Raw genomic sequence first — 17412 nt, 5'->3', positions numbered from 1 at the left:
TTAACAATGCAAACATTAAAATCGCCAAAAACGTAAACGTTTTTGATTGTTAAAAGAAAATAATCCAGTTAGAGTATTTTGATTAAATAATTATAATAAAAACGAGTAATTCTACAGGCTCGTTAGGTGAAAAGGAGTTTCAATGCCAAATCATTATTCAATTAAGCTTGAGTCAGGTAGCTATAACTTAAGTGGCACTGATTTAGATTTCAGAATTTCCTTAGCTTTAGAATCTGCAAAACTCCCTAAAGACTTAAAATATGTGGCTAAAGATTTCATAAAAGATAAATGGAATGAAATTACTGATAACTTAGATAACCTATCAAATATTGATGTTCCACCCGAATTGTTAGAGTATACAAACGAAGTTATTGAAATCATTCAGAATGTATTGAGTAATTTCACCTAACAAGGCGTTCAAACGGACAAAAAACAGTTGGCTGTTTCACTCCGTTCACATTATAGCCAACAATTTTTTGCCGCTTAACAGGGGCGTTATTTGGCACCACGAAATCAAGTTAGATTTTATTTGTAAGTGCGGTGTTTTCATATTGGTTTAGTGTGTGGTTCATAAGTTTTCGCCTAAGCGGTTTGGTTATTACCGCTAATAGGCTTTACTATTTTTAAGACAATATTGCTGTAAAGCCATTAGCTAAATATCCTTTAGTGTTTGGCTCAAAGTTCAAGGTTGGGTTAGTCGTGGCGCTGGGCACTTTTTGCTGCTACGGTCGGGCTGTCTTAAGCCGTAAAGTGCTTGTTATCGTTAGTGTTCTCACGCAACCATCAAATAACAAGGTAATTCAATCTGACAAATATAGCTTGTCTCGTTTTTTGCAAAAGGCGCAAAAACCAATCCAACTATTTTTGCAGTTTAATTAAGCGTTAGGCATCAATATGAATCTCGATGAATTAGTAGCCTCCGTGACTGAAGTGGAACTAAGAGAAGGTTTACTTCATTGGGTCAGCGAATGGAAGAATGATGAAAGTGATATTGGGAATCTAGCTTTCATGATAGGTAAGTGGCACGGAAATGTATGGTTTAAAGATACTAATGAATCGAATGGGTTTCATTCTAGCTTTGAAGTATTTAAGAAGATCGCTGTTGAAGGTATCGGTGGTTTAACTTTAAACGAGAGATTGTATTGGTTTGGTCTATTTGAGCAATGGGATAGTTCAAACGAAGAATCACAATCACGTATCCGAACTAAGCTGCACGCCAATGCCTAACAAGGCGTTCAAACGGACAAAAAACAGTTGGCTGTTTCACTCCGTTCACAATTTTAGCCAACAATTTTTTGCCGCTTAACGTGGCGTTATATTTTTAATGAGCTCCCAAAAAGGATATATGATGAAATGGATTATTTTAATTTTAACCTTCAACTTGATTGGTTGTGTTAGCAAAGTATATGAAGAAGACCCTAGAAAATGTACAGATCCACTCTGCCTTTCAATTGCTGTTGCCATGAGTAAATCTAATAGTCAATTTCAAAAGTGTTCCGATATGCCAGAGACTCAAAGAAAGTCTTGTGAATCGCAAGTAGAATCTTTAAAAAAACATATTAGTGATGCAAGTAAAAAATAAATATAACAAGAACTTCAAACGGAAAAAATACAGTTGGCTGTTTTCACTCCGTTCAACATTTTAGCCAACTATATTTTTCCGCTTAAGTAGGCGTTAGCATGCAAGGAAAGCATATGTTTAAATCTTTTTGGCAAAACCCTACTTCTGAACTAGCCAATGTATTGGCTTTTATTTTTGCATTTTTTATGTCTGAATTTGCGTTTTATAAGCTAAATTTTAATTATCTTTTTTTTCCTGATTCGTTTGACCCACTTTATTTTGTAATTAAAATTATTACAACTTTAGTCTTCTATCAAATTTGGATAAAATTTTTCAATTGGCTTTACTCAAAATAAAAATAGTTTGGTGTAAAGCATGCTAACAAGAACTTCAAACGGAAAAAATACAGTTGGCTGTTTTCACTCCGTTCAACATTTTAGCCAACTATATTTTTCCGCTTAAGTAGGCGTTAGTTTACAAAAAGGATTTTGGTAGTGTTTGAAAGTATTGCGATCTATTCAGGGTTAATTGCAACAATCTGGATCTTTATTGGTGTTTATGTAGCAAGCCGATTTTATACTGGTTACAGTCATTCTAAACAATTTTGTAGTGAATTAGGTGCTACAGGCAGCCCAACAGAAAAATTGTCACCCTTAATTAATAATTACCCTCTAGGCTTTCTCTTTTGCTTTTTCGGTTGGTATTTGGCGCAGCTCTCAAGCGTTTCCATCTTAGTTAATATTGCGGGTTGGTTAGTCATAGCTCATGGCATTGGTACATGGGTAGCTGGGTATTTCCCTATGGACGCTGATCCATTTACTAAGAATCCAACTTTTAATTGTAAAGTACATTCTTGGGCTGGTTTTATTATGTTATTTTCGCTAGTTGTAGCACCAATATTAGTAGCTATAAGTCCAACAACAGAAATGATCCCTCTATATTTCCGTATTTTTTCAGTTGTTTCTGTTATCGCTGCTGTTTATTATCTATTCGCTATGGCGCAAGCCGTAAAATCTCAAAGTAACCCTGGCATTCATCAACGTATTTCTTATGGTATTCAACTTATGTGGTTAAGTGGTTTTTCATTAGTATTGGTGTAATTGTAAACTAACAAGGCAATCAAACGGAAAATTATAGTTGGCTGTTTTTCGTACCTCAAACATTTTAGCCAACTATAATTTTCCGCTTATTGCGGCGTTAGCATGCTTGTCGATAGCGGCATTTAAAAAGGAGTTTATATGTTTAAAAAAGTACTACTGATTTCATCATTTGTTGGTCTTGTCTTTGCCAACCCTTCAATCGCGACAGAGGACACCATTCCAGATAACGTTTTTATTAATCTAATGGAGTGCATGGAAAATGCTCCATTAGATCAAGAGAACTATAAAGGTGTCAGTTATAAACAAATCGTCTTAAATAGCGTTTTAGAAAACCTAACTAAACAGAAGTTACCCTCAGTAAGTGGGTTAGAAGTCGATTATTCGAAAGTGTACGAATTGGTTGTTAAGCATTGTCCTAAAGAGTTGGAAATCGTTAAAAAGTTTGCAGGCTAAAAGCAAGCTATAAGAAAATAAACAGGGACAAAATACAGTTGGCTTTTTGTTCACTACGTTCACTTATTTTAGCCAACAATATTTAGCCCGTTATTTGGGCGTTATATTTACATGGAGTGTTATGCAAATGTTCAAATTTTTAGTAACTTTAATTTCTATTACATCATTAGGTGCCTTTGCCGGAGAACCTATAAAAATAGGCATCTCAGGTAATGTAGAAGCCGACGGTTTTTTCAGTCCAACTTTAACTTCCTACACCATCGAAAGTGTTAAACCGAATTCACCCGCTGAAAAAGCGGGAATTGTGGCTGGACAAAAAATCATTTCAGTTGAGGATTGTAAAATCCCAGGTTGTGAAGCAAGTGAAGCTAAGAAACTAATGCGAAAAGAGTCAGGTGAAGTTTTACATCTATTGCTAGAAAATACAGACGGTAGCAAAGTCCCTGTCAAAATAACTCTAAGTGCTTGGTAACTATAAGGCGTTTAAACGGACAAAAAAAAGTTGGCTGTTTCACTCCGTTCACAATTTTAGCCAACAATTTTTTGCCGCTTAACGTGGCGTTGGGCGAATGCCTTACATTTAATAAAGGATACTATGAAAATAATAATGAGTTTAACTTTTGCAAGCCTGATATCTTGGCAAGCTAATGCAAATAACGAGGCTGTAGGAGCTTTTGAGCAATTGTTACCACAATATATCGAGTGGGCGCATGAAGTAGATAAAAAGGGAATAAAGATAGGTATACCTTTAGATAAAAAAGGACTTAATTTAGCTAGTGAAGTCGGGATTAAATTTCCTGAAAAAGTCAAAATCGTTTACGTTGATAGAGTCCCGTACCCTTATGAAAATGAAGGTTTAAAGAAAATGGGGTTGTCGTTAGGTTTTATTGGCGAAAATATTATTAATAATGCCCAAGTTTTTGGCTACTCAATATACGTTAGAAAGGGATATGAACTTGATACCCCCAAATTAGCACACGAACTTGTTCACGTATTACAAATCGAAAGGTCAAGCTTGGACAAAATTATTTTTCAGCATTTATCTGATTTGGCAAAATATGGATATTCCAATGCTCCTTTAGAAGTTGAAGCATTTAAAGCAAACAAGAAGTACGGTGACAGTTAATTCGCCTAACAGCAATTCAACAAGGACAAAAAACAGTTGGTTTTTGCTCCAGCGTCACTTATTTTAACCAACTGTTATTTGGTCATTATTTGGCCATTATTTGCATCAACAAATATCGGTTATCAATTTCAGGGAAGTATTAATGGAAAGTAAGTCATCATCTAAATCTAAATATTATCTAAGTGCATCTTTTATTATGTTTTTAGGTTTAATTTATAATGTTATTGAACAAGATTTTTTTGGTTCTGGAGTGTTTTTAATTTCATCTATAGTATTCTTATCTTTAGGTATAATTAAAAATCGTGCTGCCAAAAAAGAAAGTTCGGTGGGTTAAAACACTACTAACAAGAACTTCAAACGGAAAAATCCAGTTGGCTGTTTTCACTCCGTTTAACATTTTAGTCAACTATATTTTTCCGCTTAAGTAGGCGTTAGGTTTCATTCACTATATAAGGATCGTATATGTTCGCAGGAGTAGCTTTTTTAGCCATTATTTTTCAACTCGCAATTGTAGTTGGAATTATCGTCTTTGCTGTCAAATTACTAAACCGTATTACAGATATTGCAGGATCTCAGAAGTCTATAGCTGAATCTCAAGTCCAGTTGATTAGCTTGTTGAGTAAAAAGCAATCAACTCACGAACCTGCTGATAATTAAAATATAAGTTGTTTAAAAGGACAAAAAAAGTTGGCTATTTGCTCCTTCGTCGCTTATTTAGCCAATAATTATTTGCCTCTTATTGGGGCGCTGGTGTCATTCAAACATGGAAGTTAAATCAAATGAAAGATGATTAATTTAAAGCATGGGAATCAACGCGAACAAAAGGGCAATTACATTTTTCTCTCTTTAGTGGTGTCTTATCATGGCTCTTAAAAACCACTTTTAATATCAGTGTCTAACCAAAATACGCCCTGCCATTTGAGTTCGTTCGTGTGCCCGGTGGCAGGTCAACGAAGCTGTTAGGGTGTATTCGTAGTAGTACTACTAAATAAAGTACAAAAATCGCTAACCAGGTGAGCCAAGCGATGCGAAAAGCGCGCGCCTGCTGTTAACGTTAGATTACTAAGGACAGTATATGAAATGCCCTCACTGTAGTTATAAATTACACTTTTTCTCTAAAGCACTAAATAAATTTGGTAATCCTAAAACATGTCCAAAGTGTGATAAAAAAATCAAACTATCTCCAAACTATAAAATGGTTGCATGGTTAATTGTTCCTGTATTTTTAGCACACTTGTTTATTGTAAAACCTTTGGTAATAGCTGCAGGGTTTAGTGGTTCAGGTATTGTTGGTATATGGGGGGTATTACTTATAATTTTTACTATGCAACTTCATAGTGCGGAGCAATTATAAGCCTTTCAAGTAGGGTAAATAACCGTTGGCTAGACCCTGTAACAAAATCTGTTACAGGGTCGTATTCATAGTTAATATATACAGGTTCGTTATTTAATACTAATATCAGGTGTTAATTACTGACTTTAAAGCGACCAACTAAATTTGTTAAATCTTTGGATAAAATAAGTAAGTCATTCGATCCATCGGCCAATGTATCAGCAGTATTAACAATACCTTTTGCCGATTGATTAATGCCACTAATATCGTCATTGATCAAGTCCGATGAACTGCGCTGTTGATCTGCGGCTTGAGTAATACGTGAGATATTTTCCTTCATTTGTCCAACCAAAGAACTGATTTCGTTAAATGATTGATTCGCTTGTTCAATTTTTTCGATAGTTTGCTTCGATTGTTCGACATTCACGGCCATCTGTTGAGAAACAACACGTGTTTTATCTAGCAAGTTCATCAATACAGCATCAATTTCTTCGGTAGCGCCTCGTGAGCGTTGCGCTAATGTTCTTACTTCATCTGCGACCACAGCAAAACCTCGCCCTTGCTCACCAGCTCTTGCCGCTTCAATAGCCGCATTAAGTGCTAACAGATTAGTTTGTTCTGCAATGCTTCTGATAACATCTAATATTTTAGTAATATTCTCACTTTCCAGTTCAAGTGACTTCATCGATTGAGATGATTCACTTAACGATTTATTTAACGAACTCACTTCACTTACCGTGACAGAAATTAACGAAATTCCCTTTTTTGAGTATTCTTCAGTTTTCATAATAGTCGTTGAACTTTCTTGGCAGTCGTTTGAGGTTTGATGTGCGATATCTGTCATTGTTGTGATAAGGTTATTCACATTATCTATTGATTTTTCTTGTTTATGGCTGACTGCTTTTACATCAGCGATTTGTATACCCGATTCATTAGCCGCGACATTTAATGTTGATGCACAGGTTTTAATATCAACAACAAGCTGATGAATCGAGTCTAAGAATTGATTAAACCATTGAGCCAATTCACTGACTTCATCTTGACCAATAATCTCTAGTCGCTTAGTTAAATTTCCATCACCTTGTGCAATATCACGTAAACCTTCAGCCACACGGTTAATGGGTTGAACAATACGATTGGCTAACCAAAATCCCATGGCAATAAATAATGTAACCATGATCAAGGCAATCACGGTAATGGTCTGGCTCATACTAAATGCAGGCGCTAAAATTTCATCGCTATGGATGACGCCAACAAAACGCCACTTTAATTCTTTTGAATAATAACTGGCAACATCAACATCTTCCCCTAAATGCTCGGTAGAAAAATGATCTTTATTTGGACTTTTTTGTAATATAGAAAATAATGATGATGAAAGATCTTTAATATTTTTGAAGTTATTCTCTGGTGTTTTGGCATCAGCTAATACGGTTCCTGACTCATCAATAAGAATGAGATAGCCGCTTTCACCTAGTTTTGTATTACTTAATATATCCGTTAATGTTGAAAGGGTAACATCTAGACCTTGTACGCCTATAATATCACCTTGCTTATTTTTGACTACTAACGCAGAAGTTACTACAGGTTTTCCTATGACATCTTGATATGCTTCAGTAATAATTGGAGCGTTGGGAGAGGCTAGTGCCTGTTTATACCAAGGACGTTGTCTTGGATCATAACCTCCAAGCACTTCTAATGGATATTGAACAAAGCCACCTTCTTTGGTGCCTGTGTATACGTAAAGTAAATCAGGGTGTGATGAACCAAAATCTTCATATAGTTTATATAAATCTAATTCTTCGATAGAGTCATTTTTTGGCTCCATCATATGATCAGAGTCAATATAAGTATGAGTATTCTCAGGAAGTTGGGCTGTCAATTTATTTTGAGCTAAAAATTTTACGTTAGCTTTGATTTGTTGAAAGAAGAGTTGAAAGCCGTTGTCTACTTGTCTTAACTCATCCTGAGTGCGTTCTACAAAGCTAGTTGAAGACTTAGAGATCGTCATTGATATGCTGACAATCGCAATAGCAATAATAGGCAAAATAACCGTAGCGGCAAAACTCAACGTTAGTTTAGAGCGAATATTCATAAAAAGTCGTTAAATAATCGTAAATGTAGCCATAATATAACTGAGAGTGACGCTGAGACCAAGATCCTTTTTACAGACGTTTATTTATTTCGATTCAACCGCTTAAATTCATGGTGAGCAATTAAGTGGCGATCGTTTTTTAAATTTACTCATTCCACTTCAAAACCTTTAACGTACTTGGCGACCCAAGTGTTTGCCATACAAGCTAGTCAAGAACGACAAATAACAGTTTGTGGTTTTTGTGCTTCAATATATTAGCAAGAAATTTTTAGCTCCTTAGTGGGGCAACAGGCAAATACAATATTAAACAGAGGATGTTATGAAAATAATAATGAGTTGGCTGTTTTTATTTAATTCAACATTTTAGCCAACTATTTTATTGATGTTTAGTAAGGTATTGTTCATTTGGTTGACTTGGAAATAGGAAGTGACTATGAAAGAATCAGATTGGAAAGTGTTCACTGAGCTTAAGGATAAGGCAATTGAAAAATACTGCACTTTAGTTATATATGGTGCTGGGAGAATCACAAGACGTAATTTTAGATCAAAAAAATAATGTTCATAACCGGTACCTTTTATTATATAAATTACTTCAAAATAGAGATAAGCAGATGGCGATACTTTTTGATGGGCATAGTAGGTCAAAAGCACAGATACAACTTATGTTAATTCGCAGGTAAGGGCTTGTTGATGAAATTTTACTTGCTAAATTATCAGATAAATTTCGTAACGAAACAGATCCTGAAATGCTTGGTTGGTAAAACTATTAACGAGAAAACATACAAGAATGCGTATCAGTTAACTAGGTTTCGCTAGACAATTTTAATCAAACATTATTTAGACTATTATCAGGAGATTAGGCCTCATAGTTATTTACTTTTTTTTGCGCATTTAGAACTGGAATTTAAAGTATATGAATCAAAAAGGGTTAAAGCCGATTGCAATCTTTGAAGCATTAAAAGGCTTGTTAGCACTAGGCATTGGACTTGGTCTTCATGAGTTTGCTGGGGAGAATATCCCACAATTATTCGAGAGAATATTGACTCACTTACATCTTAATCCTGCGAGTCATTATCCCAGTATATTTATAAGTACTATTGGTGAGTTGAATAATTCTAATCTTGTTCTTGTTGCTTTTGGGGCACTTTTGTACTCAATCATTCGATTTGTTGAAGCATATGGTTTATGGCATGGCCTTAAGTGGACTGAATGGCTGGCTTTAATTAGTGGTGCGATTTATTTGCCTTTTGAGCTTTACAAATTTATAGTAACTTATAACCTTCTTAGTTTTTCATTGCTTTTAATAAATAGCATCATCGTTGTATACATGTATAGCGTAATAAAAACCAAACGCAAAGAAGCTTAGTTAGCGAATATTGCTCTTGCCAACTGATTTGTTAAAAGCGGCTCTTCAATTTTTTGAACGGAGATTGTGTAGTTTGTGCCGTTAAACATGACTAATATTAACTGGTAAATTTTAGTCATGTTTGTTGAGGCTAAGCCTAATCCTAGCCTTCGAAGTGCCGTAGCTAATGCTTTTGGTAGCATGTGTTACTTTACAATCAGCAAGATCATCTTTATTAATCATGCGTTGCTCTATCACCCCAAATCTCTTTTAAACGTTGATCTCGACCACAGCCCCAACGATAAGCGTTATATCGTATTGGGCTATTTTTATAAAAATCTTGATGGTAGCTTTCATTACCTTTAATAGGATAAAAAGTACTAGTGGTTAATATAGGTGTAACTACGGTTTGATTAGGAAACGCTGCTATAACTGCTTTTTTTGATTGTTCAGCTAATGTTCTTTCTTGCTCGTTAGCAACAAAAATGGCGCTTAGGTAGCTTGGCCCTTTATCACAAAATTGACCTCTTGCATCAAAAGGGTCAATATTCACCCAATAATGATCTAATATATTTTGGTAGCTGACTTTGTCTGGATCGTAGGTTATTTCTACTGCTTCATAATGGCCTCGATGGTCACCTTGATAAGTTGGATTTTTTATCTTACCGCCCGTAAAGCCTGAGACTACATCTGTAACGCCCGGTAATTTTTCAAAATCAGATTCCATACACCAGAAACAACCACCCGCTAAAATGGCTTTATCTGCGTTGGCGAATGATGCATAAAAAAGCACCGATATTGATAAAACTAATCCTAATATTTTTTTCATAATAAAAATCTCGCATCGATGTGGTGAATCAATAAATAGTTATGTAGATATAATTAAAGACCTGCTGTTAATAAAAATCATTTCACTTATGGTTAAATTCAACAGGCTTAATAGCGATGAGTTTTAAAGTAAAGGTTGCCAACATGTTGAATATTTTCTATTTATTTCCCCTAGCGCTTTATCGCTATCACGAGAGGTTTTCAGTAAAGCAGTAGACAAATGAGTCAGTAAACACCAACAAGCCGGGATTCAATTTTTGGCGTATGTTTTACCTGTTTTAGTGGTGAATATTGTGTATTTTAAAGTAACTTAAGCACTCAAACATAAAAGTATAATGGGTTGTTCTCACTCAGCGCGGCACTTTAGCTAACTATTTTATTCGCTATTATTTGAGCCTTGGTATTATTAGCTCGAGAACCCTATCACTATAGCGTATCCTGTGGGCTGTTGAGCTTATTATTGTTGTTTATGAATATTAAAGTAAAAAATTTGCCGGTGCCTGAAATCTTATGTTCAAACTGTCAGGCATGTTGTTGTAGTTTAGAAGTTAGAATTATTTCAGATACTGGTGTGCCACATCACCATATATATGTTGATGCGTATGGGCATGAATCAATGCGGCGCTTAGATGATGGTAAATGTTCAGCCCTTAATCGAGATACATTAATGTGTTCAATCTATGAAAACAGACCATGGGTTTGTCGTGAATTTGAGATGGGCTCATATGAATGTATAGATGAAAGAAATGAGAAGCTGTAGTATTTATTAATATCAGAACAGTTAACCTTTCACGCTAAATTGACGCTTTTAAAAGGACAAAACATCGCTTTTGGCCTTCCTTCCTTTCCTCGTTATGATTGCAGTAAGCTGAAAAATTAGCATCAACTTTATCAGGCCTTGCGTTGGATATTTTATCTAAAAAGATGAATTTTCAGACTCCTTTTGTTACTTTTAAATACTGTTGTTTATAATTTTATGAATGGGTTAGCGGTTAACGGTACACCTATTTTATCTTGCCAAATGTTGCTTTTAATTCGATATTACTAACACGAGTATTATGGTTAATAGTTGTTAAGCATTTTATTGGTTTCAAATTTTTAGTGCGATAAGGTTTCAGTTTAAGGTGGAGTCATATGTTAAAAAAAGAGAGTACAGGGCTTATTGTTATTGATGTTCAGGGTAAACTTGCCCGCATGGTTTATGATAGTGAGGTGGTAGTTGCTAATTGTGGCAAGCTGATTAAAGGTGCACAGGCACTTGGTTTACCCATTATTTGGCTCGAACAAAATCCAGTAAAACTTGGTGCGACAGTTGCTGAACTTAGCGCTTTATTAGTCGAGAAAACGCCAACGCTTAAGTTTACTTTTGATGCTTGTGAAACGCCTTTGTTTATCGAGCAAGTTAAAGCAGCTAATATTGATAACTGGCTTATTTGTGGTATTGAAGCCCATATTTGTGTTTATCAAACAGCTCTACACTTGCAACAGTTGGGCTACAAAGTGCAACTTGTTAGTGACTGTGTGTCTTCTCGCACTCTAGCCAATAAACACTTAGCAATAAATAAACTCGATAACAGAGGTATAGATATTTCAGGCTTAGAAATGTGCTTATATGAACTTGTTAAAGATTGTCGTGCTGATGAGTTTAAAGAGATTTTAGCTTTAATTAGATGAGTGAATTTGAATAAGTAATTTGGCTTTATAGTTAGCTTATGAAAATAAAAAATCAGCTTTCTTACTTTAATCTATTACTGTTAGGGATGTTTAAAACTAGCCTCTTATCGATTTTTCGTACCTATACTTTAGTTAATGTTTTGAATTATTGTGCTTTTATAATAAGCTCAGACTTACATTTTGAAAGCGAACTAGTTAACACTATGCTTTGACAATATGCGGTGAGTTATTTTTACTCATCTACATTTCACTTAGTTATAAAGCCTTTTGAATAGGTCTTAGTAAAAGGAAGAATCTCTTGAATATTAATATAACATTTGTGGGTGAATTAATATTTTACTCAATGTTTATCGTAGGTGGTTTAAGTTATTACTTAGGTAAACGTAAAACCTCGAACCCTAAGATAGCAACAATAATAGGTGTAGCCTTGTGTATTACTCCGCCTTTAAACTTAGTGTACTTAATTGTTTTAATGCTAAAAAACGACATAGTCGTCAATAAAGAGCTTAAAACTACCATATAATGTCAAAATTTCAGAGCAGACTACCCATAATGGCCCGTTAACTTTGTAGCATTTTAACGGGTAAGTTCAACGCACTTTATATTGTGTTTCTGTCGCGTTTATTTTGATGGCAGTTAGGCTGTTTTATCAATTAGACGCTCAATTAGGTGTTCAATTAGGCGCTCAATTAGCTAATCAATTTTAGTTATTAATAGCGCCATTAATAAGGTTATTAAGTTTAATAGGGAAATGACATGAAACAGGGAAATAACATGAAACTGACTTTTATTATTACTTTTTTAGCGATTGCGGGTTGTTCTTCAGTGCGAGTAAATTCTAATGCAGATACTTACCTGGTCAATCAAATAGAAAATCATATGCGTAAAAATGCGGTTAAAAGATATACCTACAATGAAGTCTGGAAACTAGGCGCAGCGCAGGTTGGCTTCGTTGAGTCTGACTATTGCCAACTAGACTTTAGGGATCATAAGATTGACCAAAATACATTAATTTCATCGTTAGAGATTAAAACGCAAAAATTGGGTGGTAATGCTTTAGTGTTTGATTCTTGCTTAGTCAATAGGAATACGGCTAGCTGCCATATTTATACAAAATGTAAGGGGATGGCGTACAATATTTCTTATTAATTCACATCTTATTAATTTAACACCATAAAAATATCTGGTAATAAAAGTTACCATGTTTGTTGTTATACCTTTCATTATACCGGTGCAGTTCGCACCTCCGAACGGGTAAGTTTAGCTTTAGCCCGTCAAGTTGGCGGTATAAGTTCTACTCTTTAGTTAAGCTTGAAACTTTTTTACTGACTCAATTGTCTTGAGGCTTACGGTTAGTCGTATCCTAGATTATATGACTTATTGTCGACAGTGGCGCTAAAACCAATAGATATACTACAAACGGCGTTAATTACAATATTTGAGCAATACATCTTTGGTGTTTAATAGCTTAAAGGTTAATTAATTTGACATACGCTTGCTTTGAGTAGCGTACAATACCAATCTCATTAATTATCTGATCATTTTTACTGGTTAAAATAACCCACTACTGCGTTATTTATTTAATAATTAGAACAACTCGTTATTAAAATAAATGCTTATATTTGGCCATTTTTACTGCGTATAAAGTAGACCAGCTAATTAATGAAATTGGTATGATTTTTCACGTTCTCAAAATTTTATAAATGTATTAGGTAAATATGACAGATAAAAAACTGATGAGTATTTTAAATACCTCAGCTAACCAAGAGGTTTTTTTTGGCCCACAAGGATTTAAGCAGGTAGCAACTCAAAACGAATTAAATGAGGCACAGCTTGGCTTTGGCATGAGTGAATTAGGTCAATCGGCAACCAGTGAAGACTTATCTGGCGAAGAAAAAGGCTGTTGGCAAACCTCATGGCAGGTTTTTGCCCGAGATACCGAGTTAGGTGATCCGTATTTTGTTGACACCAATCAAGCAGAATTACCCGTTTATACTGGTTTTTTAGCTGAAGCAGGTTGGGAAGTAGAGCTAGTAGCAACGAGTTTAGTGAGTTATATCGCTTGTATGCAGTTGCTGTTTGATCATGGTCAACAAACCCAAGCACAATTTTTTCCAGACCCCAGTAGTGTTATTGATGAAGTCATATTGCAGCGGCTACAGCAGCAATTGATTGAAATTTCGGGTGGTCAGCAATTCTGGCAACTGTTTATGCAATGTTACCTTGATTGGCTTATTGAAGATTAGAAAATTCATTTAATTTTTTGTTCGTAATAAGCTTTTTACTCACTATTACTTTAATTATTACTTATTTATTGTCTGAAATCATATGTTGCATAATGTATGTTTCACCAATAACAATATGTTTTAAAAGATTTATATTGTAATTAAGCTGTTTATTTTAGTAAAAAATAAAATAGTGGTTGGACCAGTGGTTGGATCTGTGTATACTCGATATCACTTGTGCAGTAATGCAAAAAATTATTATTAAAAGTGTTAGGAGTTAAGCATGCTAAGTTATAAAGCACCGATAGCAGACATCAAATTTTTGTTTGAAGATGTATTCAAGTATTACGATCATTACAAAAAGTATCCTGAATTTGAAGAAGCAACGCCTGATTTGGTAGATGCTATCTTAGAAGAGTGTGCAAAATTTAGTGAAAATGAACTGCTACCTATTAACCAAAGCGGTGATGAAGAAGGTTGTACTTTTGATAATGGTGTTGTCACAACCCCTAAAGGCTTTAAAGAAGCTTATCAGAAATTTGTTGAAGGTGGTTGGCCTAGTTTGTCACATGCTGTTGAGCACGGTGGCCAGGGCTTACCGTCATCACTAGGCATGGTAATGTCTGAATTGATGGGTACAGCTAACTGGTCTTGGGCCATGTATCCGGGCTTGAGTCATGGTGCGATGAATACTATTGATACTCATGGTACTGATGAGCAAAAAGCACTTTACCTTACCCGTCTTATTGAAGGGTCGTGGACCGGCACTATGTGTTTAACTGAACCGCAATGTGGTACAGATTTAGGCCAAGTTAAAACCAAAGCTGAGCCAAATGGTGATGGTACCTATAACCTTACCGGCACTAAGATTTTTATCTCAGCCGGTGAACATGACTTAACCGATAATATTATTCATATTGTATTAGCAAGAGTACCGGGTGCGCCCGCAGGTACTAAGGGTATTTCACTCTTTATTGTGCCTAAAATGCAAACTGATGAGCAAGGCGTTATTGGTGAGTTCAACAATGTTTCTTGTGGTTCTATAGAACATAAAATGGGTATTAAAGGCTCATCAACAGCAGTACTTAATTTTGATAATGCCAAAGGGGTGTTAATTGGCCCTGAAAATAAAGGCTTAGAATGTATGTTCACCTTTATGAATACCGCACGTGTTGGTACGGCATTACAAGGTGTTTGTGCCGCTGAATTGGCTTATCAGAACTCATTGATTTATGCGAAAGAGCGTTTGTCTATGCGTTCATTAACCGGTACAAAACATGCCGATAAAGTCGCTGATCCTATTATTTGTCATCCTGACGTACGCAAAATGCTAATGACCCAAAAAGCGATTAGTGAAGGCGGTCGTGCGATGATCTATTACACCGCAAAAATTGTTGATGATATAGATAATGCTAAAACTGAAGAAGACCGTAAAAAAGCCGATAATCGTTTAGGTTTTATCACGCCCATTTTAAAAGCCTTTTTAACTGAGCTTGGACAGGAAAGTGCTAATCATGGTCTACAAATTTTTGGTGGTCATGGTTTCATTAAAGAATGGGGCATGGAGCAAATTGTTCGTGATACCCGTATATCAACGCTTTATGAAGGCACAACTGGTATTCAAGCACTCGACTTATTAGGTCGTAAAGTGCTAATGACACGTGGTAAATCGTTAAATACTTTTGCTAAAGAGATACTGATTTTTTGTAAAGATCACAGCATGATATCGAGCAATCCACATAAACGTCAAATGAACAAGTTTATCTGGCCGTTAAGTACATCGGTAGCGAAATGGCAACAATATACTATTCGCCTAGGCCTTAAAGCTAAAAAAGATCGTGACGTTATTGGTTCTGCTTCAGTAGACTTTTTAATGTACTCAGGTTACATCGTTATGGCTTATTTTTGGGCGCAAATGGCGCAAGCTGCCTATGAAAAATTAGCGACTGATGTTGAAAACAGAGATTTTTATCGTGCAAAAATTAAAACAGCTGAATTTTACTTTGAACGCTTATTACCACGTACTAAGTCATTAGCGGTAACTATGATGGCTGATCCTAAAACCTTAATGCAGTTAGATGAAGAGTTATTATCTTTCTTGTAAGCAATGAGTTTTAGCTATATTTTAGCTGAGATTTTTGTCTAGGTTTTTATGTAAGAATTAATCTAGATAATAAAATAAAAAGGCCATATTTCATGAGGAATATGGCCTTTTTTGATTCTGTCAGCAAACGTCAGTTTTGTTGTGAAATTTTTATTTTTTAGTGTGTCTGCCTATGAACTTTAAATATATCTCTGGCTAAAACGGTGATGGAAACCGTTGCAATACCTGCTTAATATCTTCCAGTACATCAGGGGTCAGTGGTTGATTAAAAGCATTAATATTTTCTGTCAATTGTTGCATATTGGTTGCGCCAATAATGGTTGAAGTTACACCATGTACTTGCTTACACCAAGCTAAAGCCAAATGGGCTGGCGAAATATGATGTTTTTTGGCAAGGTCGACGTAGGCCTGCACTGCGGCTGAAGTATTTGCTGTATCTCTAAAAAGACCATTGCGTTGCATAAAGGTAAAGCGACTACCTGCTGGGCGTTGGCCATTGAGGTATTTACCGGTCAGTAACCCTGTTGCCAGTGGCGACCAAGGTAAATAGGCGATATCTTCATGGACACAATTTTCAATTAAATACGGCCAATCTTTTGTATGTAACAAACTAAATTCATTTTGTATTGATACCATACGCGGCAAGTTATGCTCAGCACTTAAACGTAAGTACTGGTTAATGCCCCAAGGTGTATCATCTGATAGTCCGCAATAACGAATTTTACCCGCTTTAACGCAACTATCTAAGCCTTGTAATATGTCTAACATTTCTTCATTTTGTTGTTCAACATTAACCTGTGGATAGTTAATGCCATTTGGCCAGTGCCGACCAAAGTGAGGAGACTGACGGTTAGGCCAGTGTAACTGGTAAAGATCGATATAATCGGTTTGTAAGCGTTTTAATGATGCTTCAACGGCGGCAATAACACTGGCACCTGATATATTACTACCATCACGAATGTAGGAGAATCCGGGACCGGCAATTTTTGATGCTAATACAATGTTTTTACGACGTGATGGATTAGCACCAAGCCAATGACCAATTATTTCCTCAGTTTTGCCATAAGTTTCTGCACTAGGTGGTACGGCGTACATTTCAGCCGTATCAACAAAGTTGATACCTTGTGATTGAGCATAATCTAGTTGGGCATTAGAATCGCTTTGATTATTTTGTAATCCCCAGGTCATACTGCCTAAACAAGCAGGTGACACCTCTAATGAGCTACTGCCTAATCGAACATATTTCATCTTGTTAACCTTTTATACTTTGTTTAAATATCGAATGCTAAATGCAAAATTTATAGTGCTGTGTCACGGTTAAAATTTAAAGTCATTTTATGGCACAAGCTCAAGGGGAAGTTGCTAATAAAGGCTTGTGCCTGTATGGCTATTTTCAATGGCTAATATTACCAATACTAGATTATCAATACTAGAATAAATCATAGGCAGGAAGCTAGTATAAATAGTAGCAAAAAATTTCTGGCATACTCTTACTGGGTAATTAATGTGTTGATGTTTTGTTACCTAGTTAATTCAGACAAGCTAATTCAGACAAGCTAATTCAGACAAGC

21 protein-coding genes are annotated in these 17412 nt (G+C 35.5%); 18 read left to right on the top strand and 3 right to left on the bottom strand.

Going from position 1 to position 17412, the window contains the following annotated elements:
* Positions 1-142: 142 nt before the first annotated feature.
* The 10 genes from H4J61_RS14100 to H4J61_RS14055 all read left to right on the top strand — a co-directional run bounded on the left by H4J61_RS14100 (position 143) and on the right by H4J61_RS14055 (position 5594).
* Complete coding sequence (locus tag H4J61_RS14100) at positions 143-409, top strand: hypothetical protein (RefSeq protein ID WP_182185542.1); 267 nt, start codon at positions 143-145, stop codon at positions 407-409.
* 485 nt (positions 410-894) lie between these two features.
* Entirely contained in the window at positions 895-1227 is a 333-nt protein-coding gene (locus tag H4J61_RS14095; protein ID WP_182185540.1) for a hypothetical protein, read from the top strand.
* 121 nt (positions 1228-1348) lie between these two features.
* Positions 1349-1582, top strand: a complete 234-nt coding sequence (locus H4J61_RS14090) for a hypothetical protein (protein WP_182185538.1) — start codon at positions 1349-1351, stop codon at positions 1580-1582.
* 473 nt (positions 1583-2055) lie between these two features.
* The gene (locus H4J61_RS14085) at positions 2056-2661 is read left to right on the top strand and encodes a DUF998 domain-containing protein (protein ID WP_182185536.1); all 606 of its coding nucleotides are present in this window, start codon (positions 2056-2058) and stop codon (positions 2659-2661) included.
* 138 nt (positions 2662-2799) lie between these two features.
* Positions 2800-3114, top strand: coding sequence for a hypothetical protein (locus H4J61_RS14080; protein ID WP_182185533.1), 315 nt, complete (start codon positions 2800-2802; stop codon positions 3112-3114).
* Between the two features lie 127 nt (positions 3115-3241).
* Complete coding sequence (locus H4J61_RS14075; RefSeq protein WP_182185531.1) at positions 3242-3586, top strand: PDZ domain-containing protein; 345 nt, start codon at positions 3242-3244, stop codon at positions 3584-3586.
* A 123-nt stretch (positions 3587-3709) separates the two neighbouring features.
* Positions 3710-4240, top strand: coding sequence for a hypothetical protein (locus H4J61_RS14070; protein WP_182185522.1), 531 nt, complete (start codon positions 3710-3712; stop codon positions 4238-4240).
* A gap of 142 nt (positions 4241-4382) precedes the next feature.
* Complete coding sequence (locus tag H4J61_RS14065) at positions 4383-4574, top strand: hypothetical protein (RefSeq protein WP_182136885.1); 192 nt, start codon at positions 4383-4385, stop codon at positions 4572-4574.
* Between the two features lie 128 nt (positions 4575-4702).
* Entirely contained in the window at positions 4703-4897 is a 195-nt protein-coding gene (locus tag H4J61_RS14060) for a hypothetical protein (protein ID WP_182185520.1), read from the top strand.
* Between the two features lie 418 nt (positions 4898-5315).
* The gene (locus H4J61_RS14055) at positions 5316-5594 is read left to right on the top strand and encodes a hypothetical protein (RefSeq protein WP_182185518.1); all 279 of its coding nucleotides are present in this window, start codon (positions 5316-5318) and stop codon (positions 5592-5594) included.
* Between the two features lie 112 nt (positions 5595-5706).
* Here H4J61_RS14055 and H4J61_RS14050 read toward each other — a convergent pair whose 3' ends face one another.
* On the bottom strand, positions 5707-7665 hold the full coding sequence (locus H4J61_RS14050) for a methyl-accepting chemotaxis protein (RefSeq protein ID WP_182185516.1): 1959 nt from the start codon (positions 7663-7665) through the stop codon (positions 5707-5709).
* A 433-nt stretch (positions 7666-8098) separates the two neighbouring features.
* Here H4J61_RS14050 and H4J61_RS17990 point away from each other — a divergent pair, with 433 nt between their 5' ends.
* A complete protein-coding gene (locus H4J61_RS17990; RefSeq protein WP_259363343.1) occupies positions 8099-8221 on the top strand; it encodes a hypothetical protein in 123 nt (40 codons plus the stop codon).
* 357 nt (positions 8222-8578) lie between these two features.
* Positions 8579-9031: a DUF2127 domain-containing protein gene (locus tag H4J61_RS14045; protein ID WP_182185514.1), complete on the top strand. Its 453-nt coding sequence runs from the start codon at positions 8579-8581 to the stop codon at positions 9029-9031.
* A 214-nt stretch (positions 9032-9245) separates the two neighbouring features.
* Here the strand turns inward: H4J61_RS14045 and msrA are convergent, their stop codons facing one another.
* A complete protein-coding gene (msrA, locus tag H4J61_RS14040; RefSeq protein ID WP_182185512.1) occupies positions 9246-9839 on the bottom strand; it encodes a peptide-methionine (S)-S-oxide reductase MsrA in 594 nt (197 codons plus the stop codon).
* 468 nt (positions 9840-10307) lie between these two features.
* Between msrA and H4J61_RS14035 the strand changes: the two genes are divergently transcribed.
* From H4J61_RS14035 to H4J61_RS14010, 6 genes are all read left to right on the top strand, one after another.
* Complete coding sequence (locus H4J61_RS14035) at positions 10308-10598, top strand: YkgJ family cysteine cluster protein (protein ID WP_182136880.1); 291 nt, start codon at positions 10308-10310, stop codon at positions 10596-10598.
* A 374-nt stretch (positions 10599-10972) separates the two neighbouring features.
* Complete coding sequence (locus tag H4J61_RS14030; RefSeq protein ID WP_182185509.1) at positions 10973-11512, top strand: isochorismatase family protein; 540 nt, start codon at positions 10973-10975, stop codon at positions 11510-11512.
* Positions 11513-11810: 298 nt separating this feature from the next.
* Entirely contained in the window at positions 11811-12035 is a 225-nt protein-coding gene (locus tag H4J61_RS14025; RefSeq protein WP_182136878.1) for a hypothetical protein, read from the top strand.
* A 251-nt stretch (positions 12036-12286) separates the two neighbouring features.
* Complete coding sequence (locus H4J61_RS14020) at positions 12287-12661, top strand: hypothetical protein (RefSeq protein WP_182185507.1); 375 nt, start codon at positions 12287-12289, stop codon at positions 12659-12661.
* Between the two features lie 569 nt (positions 12662-13230).
* Positions 13231-13758, top strand: a complete 528-nt coding sequence (locus H4J61_RS14015) for a hypothetical protein (protein WP_182136876.1) — start codon at positions 13231-13233, stop codon at positions 13756-13758.
* Between the two features lie 262 nt (positions 13759-14020).
* Positions 14021-15841 (top strand): acyl-CoA dehydrogenase C-terminal domain-containing protein, encoded by a 1821-nt coding sequence (locus H4J61_RS14010; protein ID WP_182185504.1) that lies wholly within the window; start codon positions 14021-14023, stop codon positions 15839-15841.
* A 195-nt stretch (positions 15842-16036) separates the two neighbouring features.
* Here H4J61_RS14010 and H4J61_RS14005 read toward each other — a convergent pair whose 3' ends face one another.
* Positions 16037-17089 (bottom strand): aldo/keto reductase, encoded by a 1053-nt coding sequence (locus H4J61_RS14005; protein ID WP_182185502.1) that lies wholly within the window; start codon positions 17087-17089, stop codon positions 16037-16039.
* Positions 17090-17412: the final 323 nt, after the last annotated feature.

It is taken from the genome of Colwellia sp. MB3u-4 (assembly GCF_014077065.1).
Classification (GTDB): domain Bacteria; phylum Pseudomonadota; class Gammaproteobacteria; order Enterobacterales; family Alteromonadaceae; genus Cognaticolwellia.
The sequence above is the reverse complement of the archived record's forward strand: the minus strand, read 5'-3'. Positions and strand labels throughout refer to the sequence as shown.

Excerpts from the sequence above, each read along its gene's own strand:
- H4J61_RS14060 (WP_182185520.1), top strand. The coding sequence starts at position 4,703 with ATGTTCGCAGGAGTAGCTTTTTTAGCCATTATTTTTCAACTCGCAATT.
- H4J61_RS14100 (WP_182185542.1), top strand. The coding sequence starts at position 143 with ATGCCAAATCATTATTCAATTAAGCTTGAGTCAGGTAGCTATAACTTA.
- H4J61_RS14065 (WP_182136885.1), top strand. The coding sequence starts at position 4,383 with ATGGAAAGTAAGTCATCATCTAAATCTAAATATTATCTAAGTGCATCT.
- H4J61_RS14020 (WP_182185507.1), top strand. The coding sequence starts at position 12,287 with ATGAAACTGACTTTTATTATTACTTTTTTAGCGATTGCGGGTTGTTCT.
- H4J61_RS14005 (WP_182185502.1), bottom strand. The coding sequence starts at position 17,089 with ATGAAATATGTTCGATTAGGCAGTAGCTCATTAGAGGTGTCACCTGCT.
- H4J61_RS17990 (WP_259363343.1), top strand. The coding sequence starts at position 8,099 with ATGAAAGAATCAGATTGGAAAGTGTTCACTGAGCTTAAGGATAAGGCA.
- H4J61_RS14090 (WP_182185538.1), top strand. The coding sequence starts at position 1,349 with ATGAAATGGATTATTTTAATTTTAACCTTCAACTTGATTGGTTGTGTT.
- H4J61_RS14055 (WP_182185518.1), top strand. The coding sequence starts at position 5,316 with ATGAAATGCCCTCACTGTAGTTATAAATTACACTTTTTCTCTAAAGCA.
- msrA (WP_182185512.1), bottom strand. The coding sequence starts at position 9,839 with ATGAAAAAAATATTAGGATTAGTTTTATCAATATCGGTGCTTTTTTAT.
- H4J61_RS14080 (WP_182185533.1), top strand. The coding sequence starts at position 2,800 with ATGTTTAAAAAAGTACTACTGATTTCATCATTTGTTGGTCTTGTCTTT.
- H4J61_RS14035 (WP_182136880.1), top strand. The coding sequence starts at position 10,308 with ATGAATATTAAAGTAAAAAATTTGCCGGTGCCTGAAATCTTATGTTCA.
- H4J61_RS14095 (WP_182185540.1), top strand. The coding sequence starts at position 895 with ATGAATCTCGATGAATTAGTAGCCTCCGTGACTGAAGTGGAACTAAGA.
- H4J61_RS14050 (WP_182185516.1), bottom strand. The coding sequence starts at position 7,665 with ATGAATATTCGCTCTAAACTAACGTTGAGTTTTGCCGCTACGGTTATT.
- H4J61_RS14030 (WP_182185509.1), top strand. The coding sequence starts at position 10,973 with ATGTTAAAAAAAGAGAGTACAGGGCTTATTGTTATTGATGTTCAGGGT.
- H4J61_RS14045 (WP_182185514.1), top strand. The coding sequence starts at position 8,579 with ATGAATCAAAAAGGGTTAAAGCCGATTGCAATCTTTGAAGCATTAAAA.
- H4J61_RS14015 (WP_182136876.1), top strand. The coding sequence starts at position 13,231 with ATGACAGATAAAAAACTGATGAGTATTTTAAATACCTCAGCTAACCAA.
- H4J61_RS14010 (WP_182185504.1), top strand. The coding sequence starts at position 14,021 with ATGCTAAGTTATAAAGCACCGATAGCAGACATCAAATTTTTGTTTGAA.
- H4J61_RS14075 (WP_182185531.1), top strand. The coding sequence starts at position 3,242 with ATGTTCAAATTTTTAGTAACTTTAATTTCTATTACATCATTAGGTGCC.
- H4J61_RS14070 (WP_182185522.1), top strand. The coding sequence starts at position 3,710 with ATGAAAATAATAATGAGTTTAACTTTTGCAAGCCTGATATCTTGGCAA.